The organism is SAR86 cluster bacterium, from assembly GCA_023703575.1.
Taxonomy (GTDB): Bacteria; Pseudomonadota; Gammaproteobacteria; order Magnimaribacterales; family Magnimaribacteraceae; genus Magnimaribacter.
Genome location: CP097969.1, coordinates 660293 through 676748, shown reverse-complemented (window position 1 = coordinate 676748; position 16456 = coordinate 660293). Strand labels below are relative to the sequence as shown.

Genomic DNA, 16456 nt, shown 5'->3' with positions numbered 1-16456 from the left:
ATGGCTCGACTAGAGAATAAAGTAGCACTTATTACAGGCGGAACCAGTGGCATTGGAGCAGAGACAGCTAGATTATTTATTGAAGAAGGTGCACAAGTTATTATTTCAGGTAGGTCTGAAGAAAAAGGATCTAAATTAGCAAAAGAATTGGGTGAAAATGCCTATTATTGCTTATCAGATGTTACAAAAGAAGAAGATATTAAAAAGGCAATTTCTTTTACAACTGAAAACTTAGGTAAGTTGGATATTCTTTTTAATAATGCCGGTGGGCCAGTTGGAGCTGGCCTCGAGAATGTGACTCAAAAGGATATTGATTATGGGGTTCATTTACTTCTAGCTAGTGTCATTCTTGGCACCAAATATGCCATTGGTCCAATGAGGGAAAATGGTGGAGGTTGCATTATCAATAATTCAAGCATTGCAGGAATTAGATATAGACAAGGGGATCCTTTATATTCTGCTTTAAAGGCAGGTGTTACTCATTTCACAAAAATGTCTGGAGTTGAACTTGGAAAAGATAATATAAGAGTAAATGCTATATCACCAGGAGCTATTGCGACACCAATCTTCTGGGGTGGCTCAGGAGTATCTAATACACTCAGTGCTGAAGAAAATGAAAGAAAATTAAAGAAACTTGAAGGTAATCTTGCTCAAGCAGTACCATTAAAAAGATCAGGTCTAGTATCAGATATAGCAGAAGCTGCACTCTATCTAGCTAGTGATGCAGGTAGTTTTGTCAGTTGCCAAGATATCGTAGTTGATGGCGGTAGAACGGCAATGTTCAATGAGAATTCTTAATTTTAGAAAGCGGGCTCAAGATAAAGACTATATCCTGGGAAGGGATGGGTGAAATCTATAGAATGAGCCCACTCAAACTGTACCAATTAGTGGAACAATTTATAGAAAATTTGAACAAGTACAAGATTAATAAAGACTAAAAGTTACAGCTAATTTCTTAGCTTTTATTTTTATCTATTGCAATTACATTAGGAAACTGTTCCTGGCCAAAAACAGCTTTAGCTGTTCCAGCTAAAAGAGAAATGAAGCTATTTATTGAATCAAACCACTCTTTCTTCATTCCTGCATTAGCAAGTTCTTTATTAATAGTTGCTGTAGATCCTTGGCTGATAAATGATGCCAACTCCCACATGCGATTCCGTCTCATCATAAAACAATAATCTGTTACTTCTTGTAAGATAGATTCATCGAAAGAATACATAGTTACCCTTCTGTCCTTTTCAGATTTAAATGCTTGTATATAACCTAGATTTAAGCCCTCTCTTATTGTAGCTTTGATAGAGTCTATTTTTAATCTTTGAGATCCTATCTTTTCCGTTCTAGTTAAATCTGTATAACTTACCATTTCGCCATTTCCGTATTTCCAAAGAAAGGTATGAAAAATAGAATATCTTGTTGAGTTGCCAAGAAACCAGACGTACCAATCCTTTGAAACATAATAATGTTGACCACCTGAAAAATAATGCATAGCCTCTCCGCGCATTACTGACCTCATATCTGAATTTGACCAATCTCTTTTTATTTTCATTCAAGTACCCCGAGTGTGTTGCTCAACTATAACACTTAGAATTAGACCTTTTCAAATATTATTATATGTAATCTCTATGATATGATCTTTAGTAAAAAGGGTTCCTATGAACGCATATAGGCTTTTATTCTTCCTAACACTTCTCAATCTTCTTAATTTTGTAGATCGTCAACTTATAGCTAGCTTTGCTAACTTTATTGTCCCTGACTTGGGCCTCACAGATACTCAATACGGATTCTTAACAACTGTTCCTTTTATTGTTTTTTATTCTATTGCAGGTCTGTTTATGGGCGTTCTTGCAGATATGGTGAATAGACCAAAACTCATAGCATTTGGAGTAGTTTTATGGAGTATTTTTACTGCCCTCACAGGTGTGGCTAAAGGCTTTATATCAATGGCAATTCCAAGAATGTTTATTGGTGTGGGTGAGTCAATTCTAACTCCAACATCTATGTCTCTTTTATCAGACTCATTTCCATCAAAAAAAATGGGTTTTGCTGCAGGATTTTATTATATGGGTGTCCCAATTGGTGTAGGGGTAAGTCTTTTAATTGCTGGTTATCTAGGTGAATCCTTAGGATGGAGAAATTGTTTTTATCTGTTAGGTGGCATTGGACTCATATTAGGTCTCTGTGCACTTCTTTTTAAAGATAGAAAAAGACAAAATAATACTCCAAATAATAAGGGCCCTACTTTATCAAAGGAAAGTACTGCAAATATAGTAAAGACATTAATAAAGGCTCTTAAAACTTCATCTGCATTAAGGTTCACAATAGTAGCAGGTGTTTTTTATCATATAGTGCTTGGAGCTTCAGGTTTTGAACAACTTTGGTTAGTTCAGGAAAGAGGATATGAAAGATCTGAAATAGCTCAGCTTGTTGGGTGGATAGGTGTGTTCGCAGGTTTATCAGGAAATTTGATAGGTGGATTATTAAGTGATTGGTGGCAAGAAAATACTAACCAAGGACGACCTATGTTTTTATTCTGGCTTGCACTATTAACTTTACCTATTGGTATTTTCTACAGATTTGTTGAGCCTGGAACTATAGTATTTTGGATTGGAATCATAATTGGTTACTTTCAACTAGGATGTTTCTTCGGACCTACCTTTTCCACCGTACAGGAACTAGTTCCTGATAACATCAAAGCAACAGTCGTGTCATTTTATATCCTTACACTAAATTTAATTGGCTTAACCATTGGCTCTTTAGGAGGAGGATTATGCGCTGATATTCTAAGGTCTTCCGGTTACTTAGAACCCTATACATTAATGCTGGTAATTTTCTCAATCATCAGTATTGTATCTATTCCTTGTTATTATCTAGCAGGAATAAAGTACAAAGAGGATAAGATAGTCCTTGAAGAAACTTTTAAAGGAGAAAGTTAATATGATTAATGATGATTTATATCTCGAACAAATACTTGTCGGTCCGATGGAAAATTTTATCTATTTGATTGGATCAAAAAGAACTAGAGAAGTAGCCTTAATTGATCCTGCTTGGGATGTAGAAGGTTTACTAAATCATATTCAAGCAAGAGATCTCAAACTTTCATGCGTTTTGGTAACTCATTATCATCCAGATCACGTTGGTGGAAGTATGGGAGGTCACTCAATTGAGGGTCTGGCTGAAGTATTAGAAAAAGAATCTGTAAAAACTTTCGTCAACAAACACGAGGCTGAAGGCCTCAAAAAAGTTACTGGTTTATCTGATATAGATATGAACATAGTAGATTCCGGGGATCATTTGAAGATTGGAGATAATGACATAGAGTTTATTCATACTCCAGGACATACACCGGGCTCTCAGTGCTTCAAAGTCAATAACAGTCTTATATCTGGAGATACACTTTTTGTTCAAGGATGTGGCAGGGTTGATTTACCTGGAGCAAATTCTGAAGATATGTTCCATAGCCTCCGCAAACTGTCTAAACTTCCTGACGAGACTATCATCTACCCTGGACACAATTATGGTCCCAAAGAATCTGAAACTTTAGAAAAAGTTAAAGAAATAAACAGTTATCTTAGAATCGAAGAACTCGAATTGTGGAATCAGATAATGTAAACACCGATAAATGAGTTATTTAATGAAATTTTTTCATTCTTTTTAAAGTAATATAAGTATAATTTATAGCTAATTACAAATAATCTTGAAGATAAACAATTGAACAAATTTCTAGTTGAAATAAGTAGGATCAACTCACTGATCCACTCTCTGAGTAGCTTTGGGCTCTCAATACTCTACACAGTGGGGCATGTTTTCATAGCCTGGGCTTGTGCTACTTTAATATTCAGTGCTAGCTTTCTAATTGCATCTGCTGACGCAATCTTAGAGCCAATCATCAATGGGTTTTGGTTCTATCTGCTTCACAAATACGCGCACAAAAAACTAAAGACAGGCACATTGGCCGTAATCTATACAATAGGACATTTTCTTATCGCGACATCTTGGAGTTTCTTCTTACTTGGTTTCGCTCTAGATAAAGCAGTACTGGATGCTATTATAGAACCTTTACTCAATGGATTTTGGTTCTACTCTTTAGTCTATATTTGGAATACTCAGCCTAAACGAGTCACTAACTAGAGGAACACAGAGCAAAGAAATTTTATAAGGCTTCGTAGTCGGGTATTATTTTCATTACATAAATGGCTTTGTCGTATTTAACGTGAGCCTCAGATATTGCTTCTTGCGCAGCTTTCATTGTGTAGGCATATTCTCCTTGGATGACGGTGCTGGTTGGAAAAGTCTTTATCTTAATTTCTGGGAAAGTATTTATAATTTCAATAAAACCTTTTATTGGTTCAACAAATTCCTCCCTATTTGGATACATACTTATATCTATTGTTACTATCATCTAATAAAACTTTTAGTTGGAGCGGGTAGTCGGAATCGAACCGACATCATCAGCTTGGAAGGCTGAGGTAATAAGCCATTATACGATACCCGCAAAAGGCCCTGCATTATACATAAAATCTATAAATGTATTCTACATATGAACCTGTTAATGTCTGTTATGAGCTGAATGATCAACTTTGTTCAGCGTCATACATTTTACCTGCGGTACACTTAGAAACTGCATCAAATTGTTCATCGATATCTTGGATAGTGCCATTTTTAATTTCATATCTAATTTGTCCCCAATGTATGGAATCTTCATAAGTATCTATATATATAAAACCTTCCATATTATCTGACAACACTGCCTCCAAAACTTGACTACTTACTTGTTTATCATTCAGTTCATTTACACTCTTAACCCATGCTGAATTAATTCTTTTCACGTCTTCTATTGTTCCATCATCTATTAATTCACATTCAAGAATCACTAATGTAGATGAAAAGATTGTGAGCGGTAATGATAAAGCTAGAATTGTTAATATTTTTTTCATAAATCTACTCCTTGAGTTACCCTACTCTTTTGTTGCCATGTGTAAAGAAGATTTTTAAAAAACTACATGAAGGCACTATTGTCTGTTATCTTATAAACTTAAAGAAATTGGAGTTTTTATGAAATCACTAAAATATTATGTTGCAGTTTTATGCATAGGTTTTCTTTCAACGGCATATTCTGCTGGTTATGCTGATGCTTATTTCTATAAAGCCAAACCCGGTAAATTAACCGAAGCTGCAGAATTGATGAGAGAAGGAAGAGATATTGGTCTTGCTAATGACCAACTGGTAATTGTGCATCAACAAAATATTGGTAGAGGAGCAGAAAAAATGTTCTTATGGGTTGACTTCTTCAACACATATGAAGATAGAGCAAAAGCATATACTGCTGAAGCTTGGACGCCCTATCTAGAAAAATTTAACAGTCAAGACATCCTTGAACCTGTAAGAAGTTACCAAATGACTTCATTAGATGATATTGATCCAGGAGATTACATAGTTCAGGTTTGGGTATGGGATCCAAAGAAAGGTAAAGCAGCTGAAACATTAGAGGCTTTAGAAGAGGCAAAAACTATATTCGAAAAACATGGCTTTCTAATTGATCTATGGCAGCATGGATTGGGTAGCAAAAATTATTTCCAATTTGTTATGTTATCAACTTCAGAAGAAGCTCAAGCAAAGTCTCTTTCATCTTTGGAGAGTGATACCGAATGGCAAGAAAAACAAATGGAATGGTTTGATGAAGAGAAATATGGAAAATTAGTTGAAAGCTATCAAGTTACAAGTCTTAATTAAATGAATCATGACAGTATCAAAGCAAATCAAGTCTAAAATCTCCAAGGAAGGTTTACTCACTATATCTTTAGATGAAGTAAATGTACCCGATCCCGGTGATGGTGAGGTACTGATTAAGGTTCAAGCAACACCAATAAATCCATCGGATCTGGGACTCTTAGTTGGACCAGCAGATGTTTCTTCACTCAAAGAAGTTGAAAAAGGTTCAGTCGTAGAAATGAAAGTTCCAGATGGATTAATTAGATCTGTTGCAGCAAGATTTGATCAAAACTTGCCTGTTGGTAACGAAGGTTCTGGAATAGTTGAATCTGCAGGTAAAGGGGCAGAACATTTGATAGGCAAAACTGTAGGTCTAGCTGGGGGCGCAATGTATTCTGAATATAGATGTGTGCCAGCATCAAGTTGCTTGGTGATGCATGATGGGACTACGGCAGAACAAGCTGCATCTTGTTTTGTTAATCCATTGACTGCTCTAGGAATGGTAGAGACTATGAGAATGGAAAATCATACCGGCCTTGTTCATACAGCAGCAGCATCTAATCTAGGACAAATGCTAATCAAAATTTGCTTAGCGGAAAATATACCTTTGGTGAATGTAGTTAGAAAAGAAGAGCATGTAAATTTGCTCAAATCCCTAGGTGCAAATTATGTCTGCAATTCAAGTTTGGATAGTTTCATGGATGATCTTGTGGAAGCTCTTGTTCAGTCAGGATCTACTCTAGGTTTTGATGCGACCGGAGGTGGAAAACTATCCAGCCAAATATTAACTGCGATGGAAATTGCCGCAAATAAAACTGCGACTGAATATAGCAGATATGGATCAGATAAATTTAAACAGGTTTATATATACGGTGGACTTGATAGAAATCCCACTACACTTACACGTTCTTTTGGTTTCTCTTGGGGATTAGGTGGTTGGTTACTTACTCCTTTTATAGGAAAAATTGGACCAGAAAAGTTTGGTGAATTGCGCAGAAAGGTTGCTGATGAAATTCATACTACTTTTGAAAGTAAATACTCCAATGTTATTACATTGAATGAAGTCTTGAAGGCGGAAAATATTTTTTCATATACAAAGCAAGCAACAGGAGACAAATATCTTATAAAGCCGAATTCTTGAGCTATGCAGAAGAATTTATCTCAAGATTGGTTGAATTGGATATTTGAAAATATCCAAAAAGGTTGTGATAAGAACCAATTGCTAGCTATTCTTCTTGAGGAGGGTTTTTCTATCTCTCAATGCAAAATAGCACTTGGACTTGATCTGACTAAAGGGGATTTAGATGAATTAAAGAAACTAGATTCTGATAAACGCAATTATTTACCCAATAAGAATATTTCTGCTACCCAAATAAAAGATGTACAAGCAGAAATCTATGAAATTAATAGCTTTTTAACAAAAGAAGAGTGTAAAAGATTAATTTTTGAAATAAAAAGAACGTTAAGACCTTCAACAATAGCAAGTGCGGGAGAATATGATCCTACATATAGGACCAGTAGCACTTGCGATTTAGGAAGAAGAAATGACCCTTTTTTAAGGAAAATTGATAAAAAAATATGTGATTTTATAGGAATAGATAGGAAGCTTGGAGAAACACTTCAAGGACAGCATTATTTAGAAGGGCAAGAATTTAAGGCCCATACTGATTATTTTGAAGTTTCCCAATTACAGGATTACTCCAAAAATCGTGGGCAAAGGTCTTATACTTTTATGGTTTATCTTAATGACGTCAATGAAGGTGGAGAAACAGAATTCCCTGTGTTAGACAAAGTATTCTCTCCGATAGCAGGTAAGGGGATTATTTGGAATAATTTAAATGAAGATGGCTCTCCGAATGAAAATACAATGCATCAAGCCCATCCTGTATTGAAAGGAGAAAAAACTATAATTACTAAATGGTTTCGAGAAAAAATATGAGAATTAAATATCTTGTTACTTTGAAGATAATCAACTATTTTTAAAGCTTCTTAATATTGTTAAAAAAATAAAATACACATTTGTTAACGACCAAATTAAAAAAGCTATTCTTAAGAGTGTTTCATCTAAATGATCAAAATATAACAAAAGCACCGTTGTTATCATCCATATCATCAAAACAGATAAAGTTGATTTTCTAAACTCTCTTACCCTAAATGGATGGCAGTACTTAAAAGGAATAAAAGTAAGAAAGGATAAGGCAAAGATAATTAAAAGATTAGTAAAAGGACCAGTGTCTAATATATAAAAGTAGAGGATTACTACATTCCAAAGGGCAGGAAAGCCGGAGAAATAAAAATCAGAAGTTTTTATATTATTATTCGCAAATGTATAACAAGACACTATAAGAATAGTAGCTACCGATATTAAAGCCATTCCTTCAGGAACTAAATCAAGCCAATAAATTACAAAAGCAGGAAGAAAAACATAATTTAGATAGTCGATAATATTATCTAAATTTTCTCCATTTATCTTTGGTGTATATTTTTTTACATCTACCCTTCTGGCTAAGGATCCATCTACTCCATCTATAAAGAGTGCAATTGCCAGATAGAAAAAAACTAAAGGTAAATTTCTTTCGATGGATGCAATCAGAGCCAAAAAGCTGAAGAAAACACCAGATACAGTAAAAAGATGAACTCCATATGAAAGAAAAACTCTCAAAATTACTTCGACTTTAATTTATCCAGCATTTTGCCCATCTTTGCATGTAACGTATTTACTGCCTGAAGAGGTCTGACAATTACTTTAAATTCAATAATTTTGTTATCTTGATCCCATGTAATAAGGTCAATGCCATTAACGTATATTCCATTCATCTCAGTTTCGAATTCTAAACATGCAGAATTACCACTAATAATTTCTTTAACATATTTAAACTTGGAGTTCTTTTTATCTGAATCTTTATTTGTTTTTTCATCACTAAATACACCCGATGCAGCTGATAGGTACAACTTAGTAATATCTTTTCCTCTTTGGGGTGTAAATACCACTGGCGAATAAAATATGACATCTTCATGAAGAAGCTTATCAAGTTTATCTTCTGCTCCCGAACCGCCGCTTTTCATTACTTCATGCCATTTATCTACTGCATTCATTTTATTTCCTTCTTAAATGTTTTTTTTGGCGGGGCTGGCAGGATTCGAACCTGCTACCTTCTAGTTCGTAGCCAGACACTCTATCCAAATGAGCTACAGCCCCTAGAATAGATTATAACTCCTATTTTGATAACTTCATTCGCTATCTAATCTTCACTTGAGATACGATTGTATACTTCTTCTCGATGAATTTTGACATCTTGAGGTGCCGTGATGCCTATCCTAACTTGCCCTCCTCTGATATCTAAAACCGTAATCTTAATATCATCGCCAATGTACATTGATTCTTCAGCTTTCCTGCTTAGTACTAACATAAACCCTCCCCAGTAATCTATGTATGTCTAAGAACCTTATCAGTTATGCATGATAAGAAAAAGGTTTTTTAAGTGTTTTTTAGTACTTTTTCGAGTTGGTCAAGAGATGAAAGCATACCTTGTCTGATTGGTTCAGAAAATTCAGGAGGATCAATCTCGGTAGTCCATTCAAAAATCGTATTACCTTCCATTTCTGACAATTTAATTTTTGCAAGATGGTGTTGAATAGGAATCACAGTCTCTATCGCAGAATACGAAAGCTCCATATTCTCATCATCGCATTCTATTATTTCTTCAACTAGTCTGCCCATACCTGTCATCTTGAAGATCCTCTTATTGCCTTTAAGTTCAATACTCTCAACTCCTGGTACCCAGTCACTTCTAGAGATATTACTCACGATATTCCAAATAATCTCTGGAGAAGCTTCAAACTCCCTTTTTTCTTTTATCTTATTCATAGATTTCTTACTTTTTTTATTCGAATTTTATTTTTTTCACCTTTTATTTTTAAAAACATAGATCCAAACAAACCAGTTTCAAGAAATACTTTATCACCCGGTGTGGGAATATCTTTTTTTCTAATAGTTTCTATATTTTTCCAAACAGACTTATCGTTCAACTCAAATAAATAGTCTCTTCCAGACAGTCTCACTCCTACTAGGGCGAGATTATCATTAATAACAGATCTTGGCGCTTTAACTATTACCTTATCATCATCTCCATTAGTATCTTCGATCTTTTCTTGAAAGATAGCTATATCGTCTTGATCGACAAGAATTAATTTTTTATCGGTTTTAAAGAAGCTATCAAAACAAGAGAGTCTTTCTTCATTGTTTTCTATCAAAGTACAGTCTTCAATTTTTTTTTCATCTGAAACCAAAAAATAAGATAGATAAAAAACAAAAACTGTAAGAAAGAATCTTTTCATTAACTATTTTTTGCAGCTTCGGGCGGTTCAATATCGTCAGGAACAAAAAAGTCCGGTGCCAATTCTGAAAAAGGAACATCTGCATACTGGGAGAAATCAGTCACTCCATTGTCAGCAAGCAAGTTATCATCAATGCAGAAATTCCCAGTAAATTCCCTAGAGTCTTTAGTTAATATTATATATGCTGCATCGGCCATTATCTCTGGAGATCTTGATATATTCATAATACTGTCACCTCCTAATGTATTCTTTATCGCTGCAGTCGCAATAGCAGTTCTGGGCCACAGGGCATTCACAGCGACCCCATCTTGTTTAAATTCTTCTGCCATACCAAGAACGCAAAGACTCATTCCAAATTTAGCCATCGTATATGCAACATGCGGCCCGAACCATTTTGGATCCATATCCAAAGGGGGCGACAAATTTAAAATATGAGGATTATCAGACTTTAGCAAATGAGGAAGGCAAACTTTACTGACTAAAAAAGTACCTCTGGCATTTATTTGATTCATTAAATCATATCTTTTCATATCGGTTTGAAGAGTACCAGTTAGTTGAATTGCTGACGCATTGTTTACGCAAATATCAATATTGCCGAAATGATCTAAACCTTTATTTACCGCATCCCTAACGTTTTCTTCGTCTCGTATATCACAAATTACGGGCAATGCTTGACCGCCCTCTTCAATAATTTCATCTGCAGCAGTATAAATAGTACCTGGAAGTTTTGGGTGAGGTTCAGCTGTTTTTGCAGCTAAAATAATATTTGCTCCATCCTTGGCAGCTCTCTTAGCAATTGCAAGGCCTATACCTCTGCTGGCCCCTGAAACAAATAAAGTTTTATTTTTAAGATCATTCATATTTTTCTCCTTTAAATTAGCTGATAGTTCACCTCAAGTCCCAATGTGTCTCAATTTAAAATAAGTATATCAACTCCAGATGCGGAAAGCCCTATTACCTTAAACAGTCTTCATTAGTCAGATTCACACTCACATTTATATAATTTTTAATGGCGGAGAGAGAGGGATTCGAACCCTCGAAGGCTTTGACACCTTACACGCTTTCCAAGCGTGCGCATTCGACCACTCTGCCATCTCTCCTTTTTTGTTTCGGCATTATATTGTTTTATAAATCTCTGAAAAACAAATTGTTTATCAGTAATGAGGTGGTTTCTCAGTAGTATCTTCAATAATGTTCTTTTCGAAAGATTCTTTTAAAGTCTTTATTTCTTCTTTTAACTGAATAATTTCTTTCTGTTGAATGCTCAATTCCTTACTTAGCTTTTCTATGGTATCTTCTTGAAATATTGCTCTTGCTTCTAACTCATTCAATCTTTTACCCTCTAAATCTTTCATCTATAAAAGTTTATTGTCTAATATCTCTTGTTATTTCAATATCAAAATTTGGTGTCGTCCTGATTGGATTGATTTCAATTCCACCCCTTCTAAGGAAATTTGCCCTTACTGAAAGTTTTTTTAATCTACACCTCTTCAATAAATCTGTAAAAATTCTTTCTACGCACTCCTCATGGAATCCCTGGTGATTTCGGTAGGCAAGCAAATACTGAAGAAGTCCCTTATGTTGAATAGAGTTTCCATTATAGGAAATATGTATAGTTGCCCAGTCAGGCTGCGAGGTAACAGGACATAAGCTTCTAAAAAGACTGCATGAGAGATGTTCGCTGGTGTATTCCTTTTCTCCTGGTTGGATTACTTGAGAATTCGGGTAAGAATCAATCTTATCTAAATATACTTCGTCTATCGAAGTTGAGCTGTCTGTAATTAATCTTGGTAACTTATTCAAATCAACATCAACATCAGTTTTCAATGCTTTCTCTAAATCATCTTTTATTAGATTCCTTAGAGAATCTATAGATTTAAACTTTTTGTTGTTAAGAGAATATAAATATAACTTTAAAGATTTTGACTCCACAAAAAATTTTGAGTTGCAATCATAAGAGATATTGAGAATTTTATTTTGGGGTATGCCTTCTTTATTAAGCCATGAAGTTTCATAGGAAGTCCAAAAATCTCTTCCATGAAAATCTTGAAATTCATTTAAACCCGTTTTTATTCTTGAATCTAACCTACTCATTGGTGAGAGGATCGATGGATCATACTGCAAAGGAATAGCTGAATCTTGTCCTAGGATTGAATTAACCATTGTCTAAGTTCTGATACCACGCCCTTTGTGTAGGAACCATAAACAAATAAAAGTAAATAGAACTATAAATCCTATAATCATAAAAATTGCAGAGTTTATTGAAAAACCAAGAGCTTCTAAGTCTGAAGCTCCTAAAATAGAATATCTAAAAGCATTGATCATATAAAGAATTGGATTGGCTAGCGATACTGTCTGCCAAAAAGAAGGAAGTAATTGAATAGAGTAGAAAACCCCACCGAGATAAATCAAAGGCTGCATTATAAAAGTCGGAATAATTGATATATCATCAAACGACTCTGCAAACAGAGCATTTAAAAATCCTCCCAATGAAAAAAGTATAGATGTAGAAATCACTACAAATATGCTCAAAGTCCAGTTACTTACTGATAAATCATAAAACCACAGAGACACTAAGGTTACTATTGCTCCAACTAAAAGTCCTCTAGCCACTCCGCCAAGAACCCAGCCTAGCAAAATTAGATAGTGTGGTAATGGAGTGATTAATAGCTCTTCAATACTTCTCGCAAACTTTTGACCAAAAAAAGAGGAAACTACATTTGAATATGAATTACTTATGACCGACATCATGATCAAACCTGGGATCATAAATTGCATATAATCAAAGCCTCCCATTTGTCCAATTCTTTTACCAATAAGAGTTCCAAAAATAACAAAATAAAGCATTATCATTATTGCTGGTGGAATGAGAGTTTGTGTCCAAATCCTCATAAATCTATGGATCTCTTTGTAAATAATTGTTATCAGTGCTCTATACTGTTCTAATGGAGTCATCTTTCATCTCCATTCAAGTTTGAATCAACCAACCCCATGAATAGCTCTTCCAAACGACCTGTATCATTTCTCATACTTGATATTTGAATTCCAGAATCAGATAAGACTTTAAAAATAGTATTTAGACCCTGGCCCTTTCCAATAGTAATTTTTAGTTTTTGAGGATTTTCTAAAACAGCTTCGTAGTCGATATTTTTAGGCAGTGTTTGTAAAGGATTTTTAAGATCGAAAACAAATGTTTCCTCTTCTAAGCGTGTTAACAGTTCTTGCATACTTGTATTTTCGACGATTTCTCCTGAATCTATTATCGCTATGTTCCTGCATAGTCTCTCAGCTTCTTCAAGATAATGTGTTGTTAAGATTATAGTAGTTCCCTCATTATTGATTTCAGTCAGAAAATCCCAAAGAGATCTACGGAGTTCAATATCTACTCCAGCAGTTGGTTCATCTAATATTAAAAGTTCAGGATTATTTACTAAAGCTTTTGCAACCATTACCCTTCTTTTCATACCCCCAGAAAGCTTTCTGGCTTGATCATTACGTTTATCCCAGATATCAAGCTTCTGCATATAATACTTAGCATTTTCTCTAGCTTCTTTAAAACTCAATCCATGATAACCAGCTTGATTCCTTATTATATCGCCGACCTTTTCGAATTGATTAAAATTAACTTCTTGACCTACAACACCAAGTTTCTTCTTTGCTAGCGAGTGATTCTCATCAATATCTATATCTAGAATTTTTACTTGGCCTGAGGTTTTGGTAACTAGCGAACTTATAATACCTATAGTTGTAGATTTTCCTGCGCCATTTGGTCCAAGAAGTGCAAAAAAGTCGCCTTGGGTAACCTCTAAGTCAATACCTTTTAAGGCTTGTAAGCCTCCAGCATATTCTTTCTTTAAGTTATTGATGGAAAGGGCTTTCATGAGTTACTTACTCAAATAAGCCATACTCTCTTCGAGACCCCTAATAGTTAAAGGAAACATATTGTCTTCAACAAGGCTTCTGGTGAGTTCAACAGAAGCACTATATTCCCAATGCTCTTGAGGCACTGGGTTTAACCAAACTAATTTGTCATAGATACCTACCATTCTTTTCATCCAAAGAGCTCCTGCTTCTTCATTCCAATGCTCAATGCTTCCACCAGGATTTGTGATTTCATATGGAGCCATGGTCGCATCTCCAACGAAAATAATTTTATAATCAGCTGAATACTTATGAATTATGTCTTCCGTATAAACTCTTTCATTTTGTCTTCTTCTATTATCCTTCCACACAGTCTCATAAATAAAGTTATGGAAATAGAAATATTCTAAATTTTTAAATTCTGTTTTGGCTGCAGAAAATAATTCTTCACAAACTCTGATATGAGGATCCATAGAACCACCCACATCAAACAAAACTAGTACTTTTACAGCATTTCTCTTTTCAGGACGAAATTTAACATCTAACAGACCTGCTTTTTTAGCAGTAGAGCTGATGGTACTGTCTAGATCAAACTCTTCATCAGCACTGTCTCGGATTAGCTTTCTGAGTCTTCTGAGAGCAACTTTCATATTCCTAGTACCGAGCTCAACATCGTCATCAAGATTTTTAAAATCTCTTGCTTCCCATACTTTAGCTGCTTTTCCTTTTCCTCCCTCACCACCGACTCTAATACCTTCTGGATTCTCCCCAGAATTTCCAAATGGAGAAGTGCCACCGGTTCCTATTTGTTTGCTGCCACCTTCATGCCTCTCTTCTTGTTCTTGAAGTTTCTTTTTAAACTCTTCAAGAAGTTTCTCTAGACCACCTAAGGATTGAATTTCTTTTAGTTCTTCTTCAGTAAGGTGTTTTTCAAATTCGGCTTTCAACCATTCGTCTGGAATTAACATTTCTAAAATATCATCTATGCTTTCAATTCCTTTAAAGTAAATATCAAAAGCTCTATCGAATTTGTCATAGTGCTTTTCATCTTTCACCAGAATAGCCCTACTCAAGAAGTAAAATTCGTTCATATTTGCAAAAGCTAGCCTCTTATCTACAGCAGCAATTAAGTCCAATAGTTCTCTTAAGGAACAGGGTACTCCGGTAGCTTTTAAAGTATTAAAAAGAGATATAAACATTAAGAATTAGTATTACCTTCTCTTCTAGCCATAAATGCTAATCTTTCAAGTAATTGAACATCTTGTTCATTTTTCACAAGTGCGCCATATAAAGGTGGTATTGCTTTAGAGGGATCTCTATTTTTAAAAATTTCGTCAGGAATGTCATCAGCCATTAGTAGCTTTAACCAATCGATCAATTCTGAAGTAGAAGGTTTTTTCTTCATTCCTGGTACCTTTCTTATATCAAAGAAAATTTCTAAAGCATCTTTTACTAAATTTTTCTTAACCTTAGGATGATGGACTTTTACAATTTTTTCCATTGTCGGTCTATCTGGGAAGTTGATATAGTGGAAGAAACATCTTCTAAGGAAAGCATCGGGTAGTTCTTTCTCATTATTACTTGTAATGATTACTAAAGGTCTTTGAACCGCTTTAATTGTCTCTTTAGTCTCATAAACATAAAACTCCATACGATCTATCTCTTGTAATAAGTCATTTGGAAACTCTATATCTGCCTTATCAATTTCATCAACAAGCAAAACTGCTCTTTCATCGGAGGTAAAAGCCTCCCACATTTTTCCTTTTTGAATATAGTTAGAGATGTCTTTAACTCGTTCATCCCCAAGTTGTGAATCCCTCAGTCTTGTTACAGCGTCATATTCATAAAGGCCTTGTCTAGCTTTCGTTGTAGATTTTATATGCCACTCAATTAATGGCATATTTAGTGATTCGGCAACTTGCTCAGCTAGCATAGTTTTGCCAGTTCCTGGCTCACCTTTAATCAGTAATGGCTTTTCAAGTTCTATTGCGGCATTCACTGCCATACTAAGATCTTCAGTTGAGATATAAGAATCAGTCCCTTTAAATTTCATATTTATTCCTTTTAAGATTTATCGTGACTTTATCACAAAGTAAAAAAATCGCTAACCAACTTTTTAGAGTTAAATCTACCAATATCCTAGTATTGTTATTTATGGACTGACAAGCTTATTGATTTGTTGATTTAATCTTTTTTATACAGATTATTAATAATATAGAGGTCAAGATTTCGAAAAAAATTGCTGACGTTAAGAATTCTGTTCCGTGCATGAGACCTGCATAAATTCTAAATATAGCCGCTGAACCCAGAAGACAAACAGTAGCATAAATCCATATATGCTCATTTCTATATGCACCTATGATGGCCATGATTGCAGCAGTAAAAAAGAAAGAGGTGAAATCACCTATTTGAGTATTACCACCTTCTCCTTGTAATAAAGACATTGATAAGCCTGCAGCAGCTGAGGATGGATCAATTATCCAATTAAAAGCAGTTAACATCATAATTGAACCTATGATTCCAGGAATTATCCTTGCCCACATATTCT

At 34.8% G+C, this 16456-nt stretch carries 23 protein-coding genes and 3 tRNA genes; 7 read left to right on the top strand and 19 right to left on the bottom strand.

Features of this window, described 5'->3' with window-relative positions; genetic code table 11:
- Positions 1 to 798: an SDR family oxidoreductase gene (locus tag M9C83_03465; GenBank protein ID URQ67264.1), complete on the top strand. Its 798-nt coding sequence runs from the start codon at positions 1 to 3 to the stop codon at positions 796 to 798.
- 157 nt (positions 799 to 955) lie between these two features.
- Here the strand turns inward: M9C83_03465 and M9C83_03460 are convergent, their stop codons facing one another.
- Complete coding sequence (locus tag M9C83_03460; protein URQ67263.1) at positions 956 to 1546, bottom strand: hypothetical protein; 591 nt, start codon at positions 1544 to 1546, stop codon at positions 956 to 958.
- Positions 1547 to 1652: 106 nt separating this feature from the next.
- Between M9C83_03460 and M9C83_03455 the strand changes: the two genes are divergently transcribed.
- The 3 genes from M9C83_03455 (at position 1653) to M9C83_03445 (ending at position 4128) form a co-directional block, all read left to right on the top strand.
- Complete coding sequence (locus tag M9C83_03455; GenBank protein ID URQ67262.1) at positions 1653 to 2933, top strand: MFS transporter; 1281 nt, start codon at positions 1653 to 1655, stop codon at positions 2931 to 2933.
- A 1-nt stretch (position 2934) separates the two neighbouring features.
- Positions 2935 to 3609 carry an MBL fold metallo-hydrolase gene (locus M9C83_03450; protein ID URQ67261.1) on the top strand — a complete coding sequence of 225 codons (675 nt, stop codon included), beginning with the start codon at positions 2935 to 2937 and terminating at the stop codon, positions 3607 to 3609.
- 99 nt (positions 3610 to 3708) lie between these two features.
- Complete coding sequence (locus tag M9C83_03445; protein URQ67260.1) at positions 3709 to 4128, top strand: hypothetical protein; 420 nt, start codon at positions 3709 to 3711, stop codon at positions 4126 to 4128.
- 22 nt (positions 4129 to 4150) lie between these two features.
- Here M9C83_03445 and M9C83_03440 read toward each other — a convergent pair whose 3' ends face one another.
- The 3 genes from M9C83_03440 to M9C83_03430 all read right to left on the bottom strand — a co-directional run bounded on the left by M9C83_03440 (position 4151) and on the right by M9C83_03430 (position 4934).
- Positions 4151 to 4399, bottom strand: a complete 249-nt coding sequence (locus tag M9C83_03440) for a hypothetical protein (GenBank protein URQ67259.1) — start codon at positions 4397 to 4399, stop codon at positions 4151 to 4153.
- Between the two features lie 17 nt (positions 4400 to 4416).
- Positions 4417 to 4492: transfer RNA gene (locus tag M9C83_03435), tRNA-Gly, on the bottom strand.
- Between the two features lie 79 nt (positions 4493 to 4571).
- Entirely contained in the window at positions 4572 to 4934 is a 363-nt protein-coding gene (locus tag M9C83_03430) for a hypothetical protein (protein ID URQ67258.1), read from the bottom strand.
- Positions 4935 to 5052: 118 nt separating this feature from the next.
- Between M9C83_03430 and M9C83_03425 the strand changes: the two genes are divergently transcribed.
- The 3 genes from M9C83_03425 to M9C83_03415 are packed head-to-tail and all read left to right on the top strand — an operon-like array spanning position 5053 to position 7648.
- Positions 5053 to 5730, top strand: a complete 678-nt coding sequence (locus M9C83_03425; protein ID URQ67257.1) for a hypothetical protein — start codon at positions 5053 to 5055, stop codon at positions 5728 to 5730.
- A gap of 7 nt (positions 5731 to 5737) precedes the next feature.
- On the top strand, positions 5738 to 6850 hold the full coding sequence (locus M9C83_03420) for a zinc-binding dehydrogenase (GenBank protein URQ67256.1): 1113 nt from the start codon (positions 5738 to 5740) through the stop codon (positions 6848 to 6850).
- Between the two features lie 3 nt (positions 6851 to 6853).
- On the top strand, positions 6854 to 7648 hold the full coding sequence (locus M9C83_03415; GenBank protein URQ67255.1) for a 2OG-Fe(II) oxygenase: 795 nt from the start codon (positions 6854 to 6856) through the stop codon (positions 7646 to 7648).
- 30 nt (positions 7649 to 7678) lie between these two features.
- Here the strand turns inward: M9C83_03415 and M9C83_03410 are convergent, their stop codons facing one another.
- The 15 genes from M9C83_03410 to M9C83_03340 form a co-directional block, all read right to left on the bottom strand.
- Positions 7679 to 8371, bottom strand: a complete 693-nt coding sequence (locus M9C83_03410) for a CDP-alcohol phosphatidyltransferase family protein (protein ID URQ67254.1) — start codon at positions 8369 to 8371, stop codon at positions 7679 to 7681.
- A 2-nt stretch (positions 8372 to 8373) separates the two neighbouring features.
- On the bottom strand, positions 8374 to 8805 hold the full coding sequence (locus M9C83_03405; protein ID URQ67253.1) for a nuclear transport factor 2 family protein: 432 nt from the start codon (positions 8803 to 8805) through the stop codon (positions 8374 to 8376).
- A 26-nt stretch (positions 8806 to 8831) separates the two neighbouring features.
- Positions 8832 to 8908 (bottom strand) — tRNA-Arg (locus M9C83_03400).
- 43 nt (positions 8909 to 8951) lie between these two features.
- Positions 8952 to 9119: a carbon storage regulator CsrA gene (gene csrA / locus M9C83_03395; protein ID URQ67252.1), complete on the bottom strand. Its 168-nt coding sequence runs from the start codon at positions 9117 to 9119 to the stop codon at positions 8952 to 8954.
- Between the two features lie 68 nt (positions 9120 to 9187).
- On the bottom strand, positions 9188 to 9577 hold the full coding sequence (locus tag M9C83_03390; protein URQ67251.1) for an SRPBCC family protein: 390 nt from the start codon (positions 9575 to 9577) through the stop codon (positions 9188 to 9190).
- Entirely contained in the window at positions 9574 to 10047 is a 474-nt protein-coding gene (locus tag M9C83_03385; protein ID URQ67250.1) for a hypothetical protein, read from the bottom strand. Before M9C83_03385 ends, M9C83_03390 begins: the two co-directional genes overlap by 4 nt.
- On the bottom strand, positions 10047 to 10907 hold the full coding sequence (locus tag M9C83_03380; GenBank protein URQ67249.1) for an NAD(P)-dependent oxidoreductase: 861 nt from the start codon (positions 10905 to 10907) through the stop codon (positions 10047 to 10049). The genes M9C83_03385 and M9C83_03380 overlap by 1 nt, the downstream gene beginning before the upstream one ends.
- Before the next feature lie 150 nt (positions 10908 to 11057).
- Positions 11058 to 11147, bottom strand: a tRNA-Ser gene (locus M9C83_03375).
- 54 nt (positions 11148 to 11201) lie between these two features.
- On the bottom strand, positions 11202 to 11402 hold the full coding sequence (locus M9C83_03370; GenBank protein URQ67248.1) for a SlyX family protein: 201 nt from the start codon (positions 11400 to 11402) through the stop codon (positions 11202 to 11204).
- A 10-nt stretch (positions 11403 to 11412) separates the two neighbouring features.
- Positions 11413 to 12210, bottom strand: coding sequence for an NADPH-dependent 7-cyano-7-deazaguanine reductase QueF (locus M9C83_03365; GenBank protein URQ67247.1), 798 nt, complete (start codon positions 12208 to 12210; stop codon positions 11413 to 11415).
- Between the two features lie 3 nt (positions 12211 to 12213).
- On the bottom strand, positions 12214 to 13002 hold the full coding sequence (locus M9C83_03360; protein ID URQ67246.1) for an ABC transporter permease: 789 nt from the start codon (positions 13000 to 13002) through the stop codon (positions 12214 to 12216).
- Positions 12999 to 13928, bottom strand: a complete 930-nt coding sequence (locus tag M9C83_03355) for an ABC transporter ATP-binding protein (protein URQ67245.1) — start codon at positions 13926 to 13928, stop codon at positions 12999 to 13001. The genes M9C83_03360 and M9C83_03355 overlap by 4 nt, the downstream gene beginning before the upstream one ends.
- A 3-nt stretch (positions 13929 to 13931) precedes the next feature.
- Complete coding sequence (locus M9C83_03350; protein ID URQ67244.1) at positions 13932 to 15107, bottom strand: VWA domain-containing protein; 1176 nt, start codon at positions 15105 to 15107, stop codon at positions 13932 to 13934.
- Positions 15107 to 15961, bottom strand: coding sequence for a MoxR family ATPase (locus M9C83_03345; GenBank protein URQ67243.1), 855 nt, complete (start codon positions 15959 to 15961; stop codon positions 15107 to 15109). Before M9C83_03345 ends, M9C83_03350 begins: the two co-directional genes overlap by 1 nt.
- Before the next feature lie 115 nt (positions 15962 to 16076).
- A complete protein-coding gene (locus tag M9C83_03340) occupies positions 16077 to 16451 on the bottom strand; it encodes a hypothetical protein (protein ID URQ67242.1) in 375 nt (124 codons plus the stop codon).
- Between the last annotated feature and the right edge of the window lie 5 nt (positions 16452 to 16456).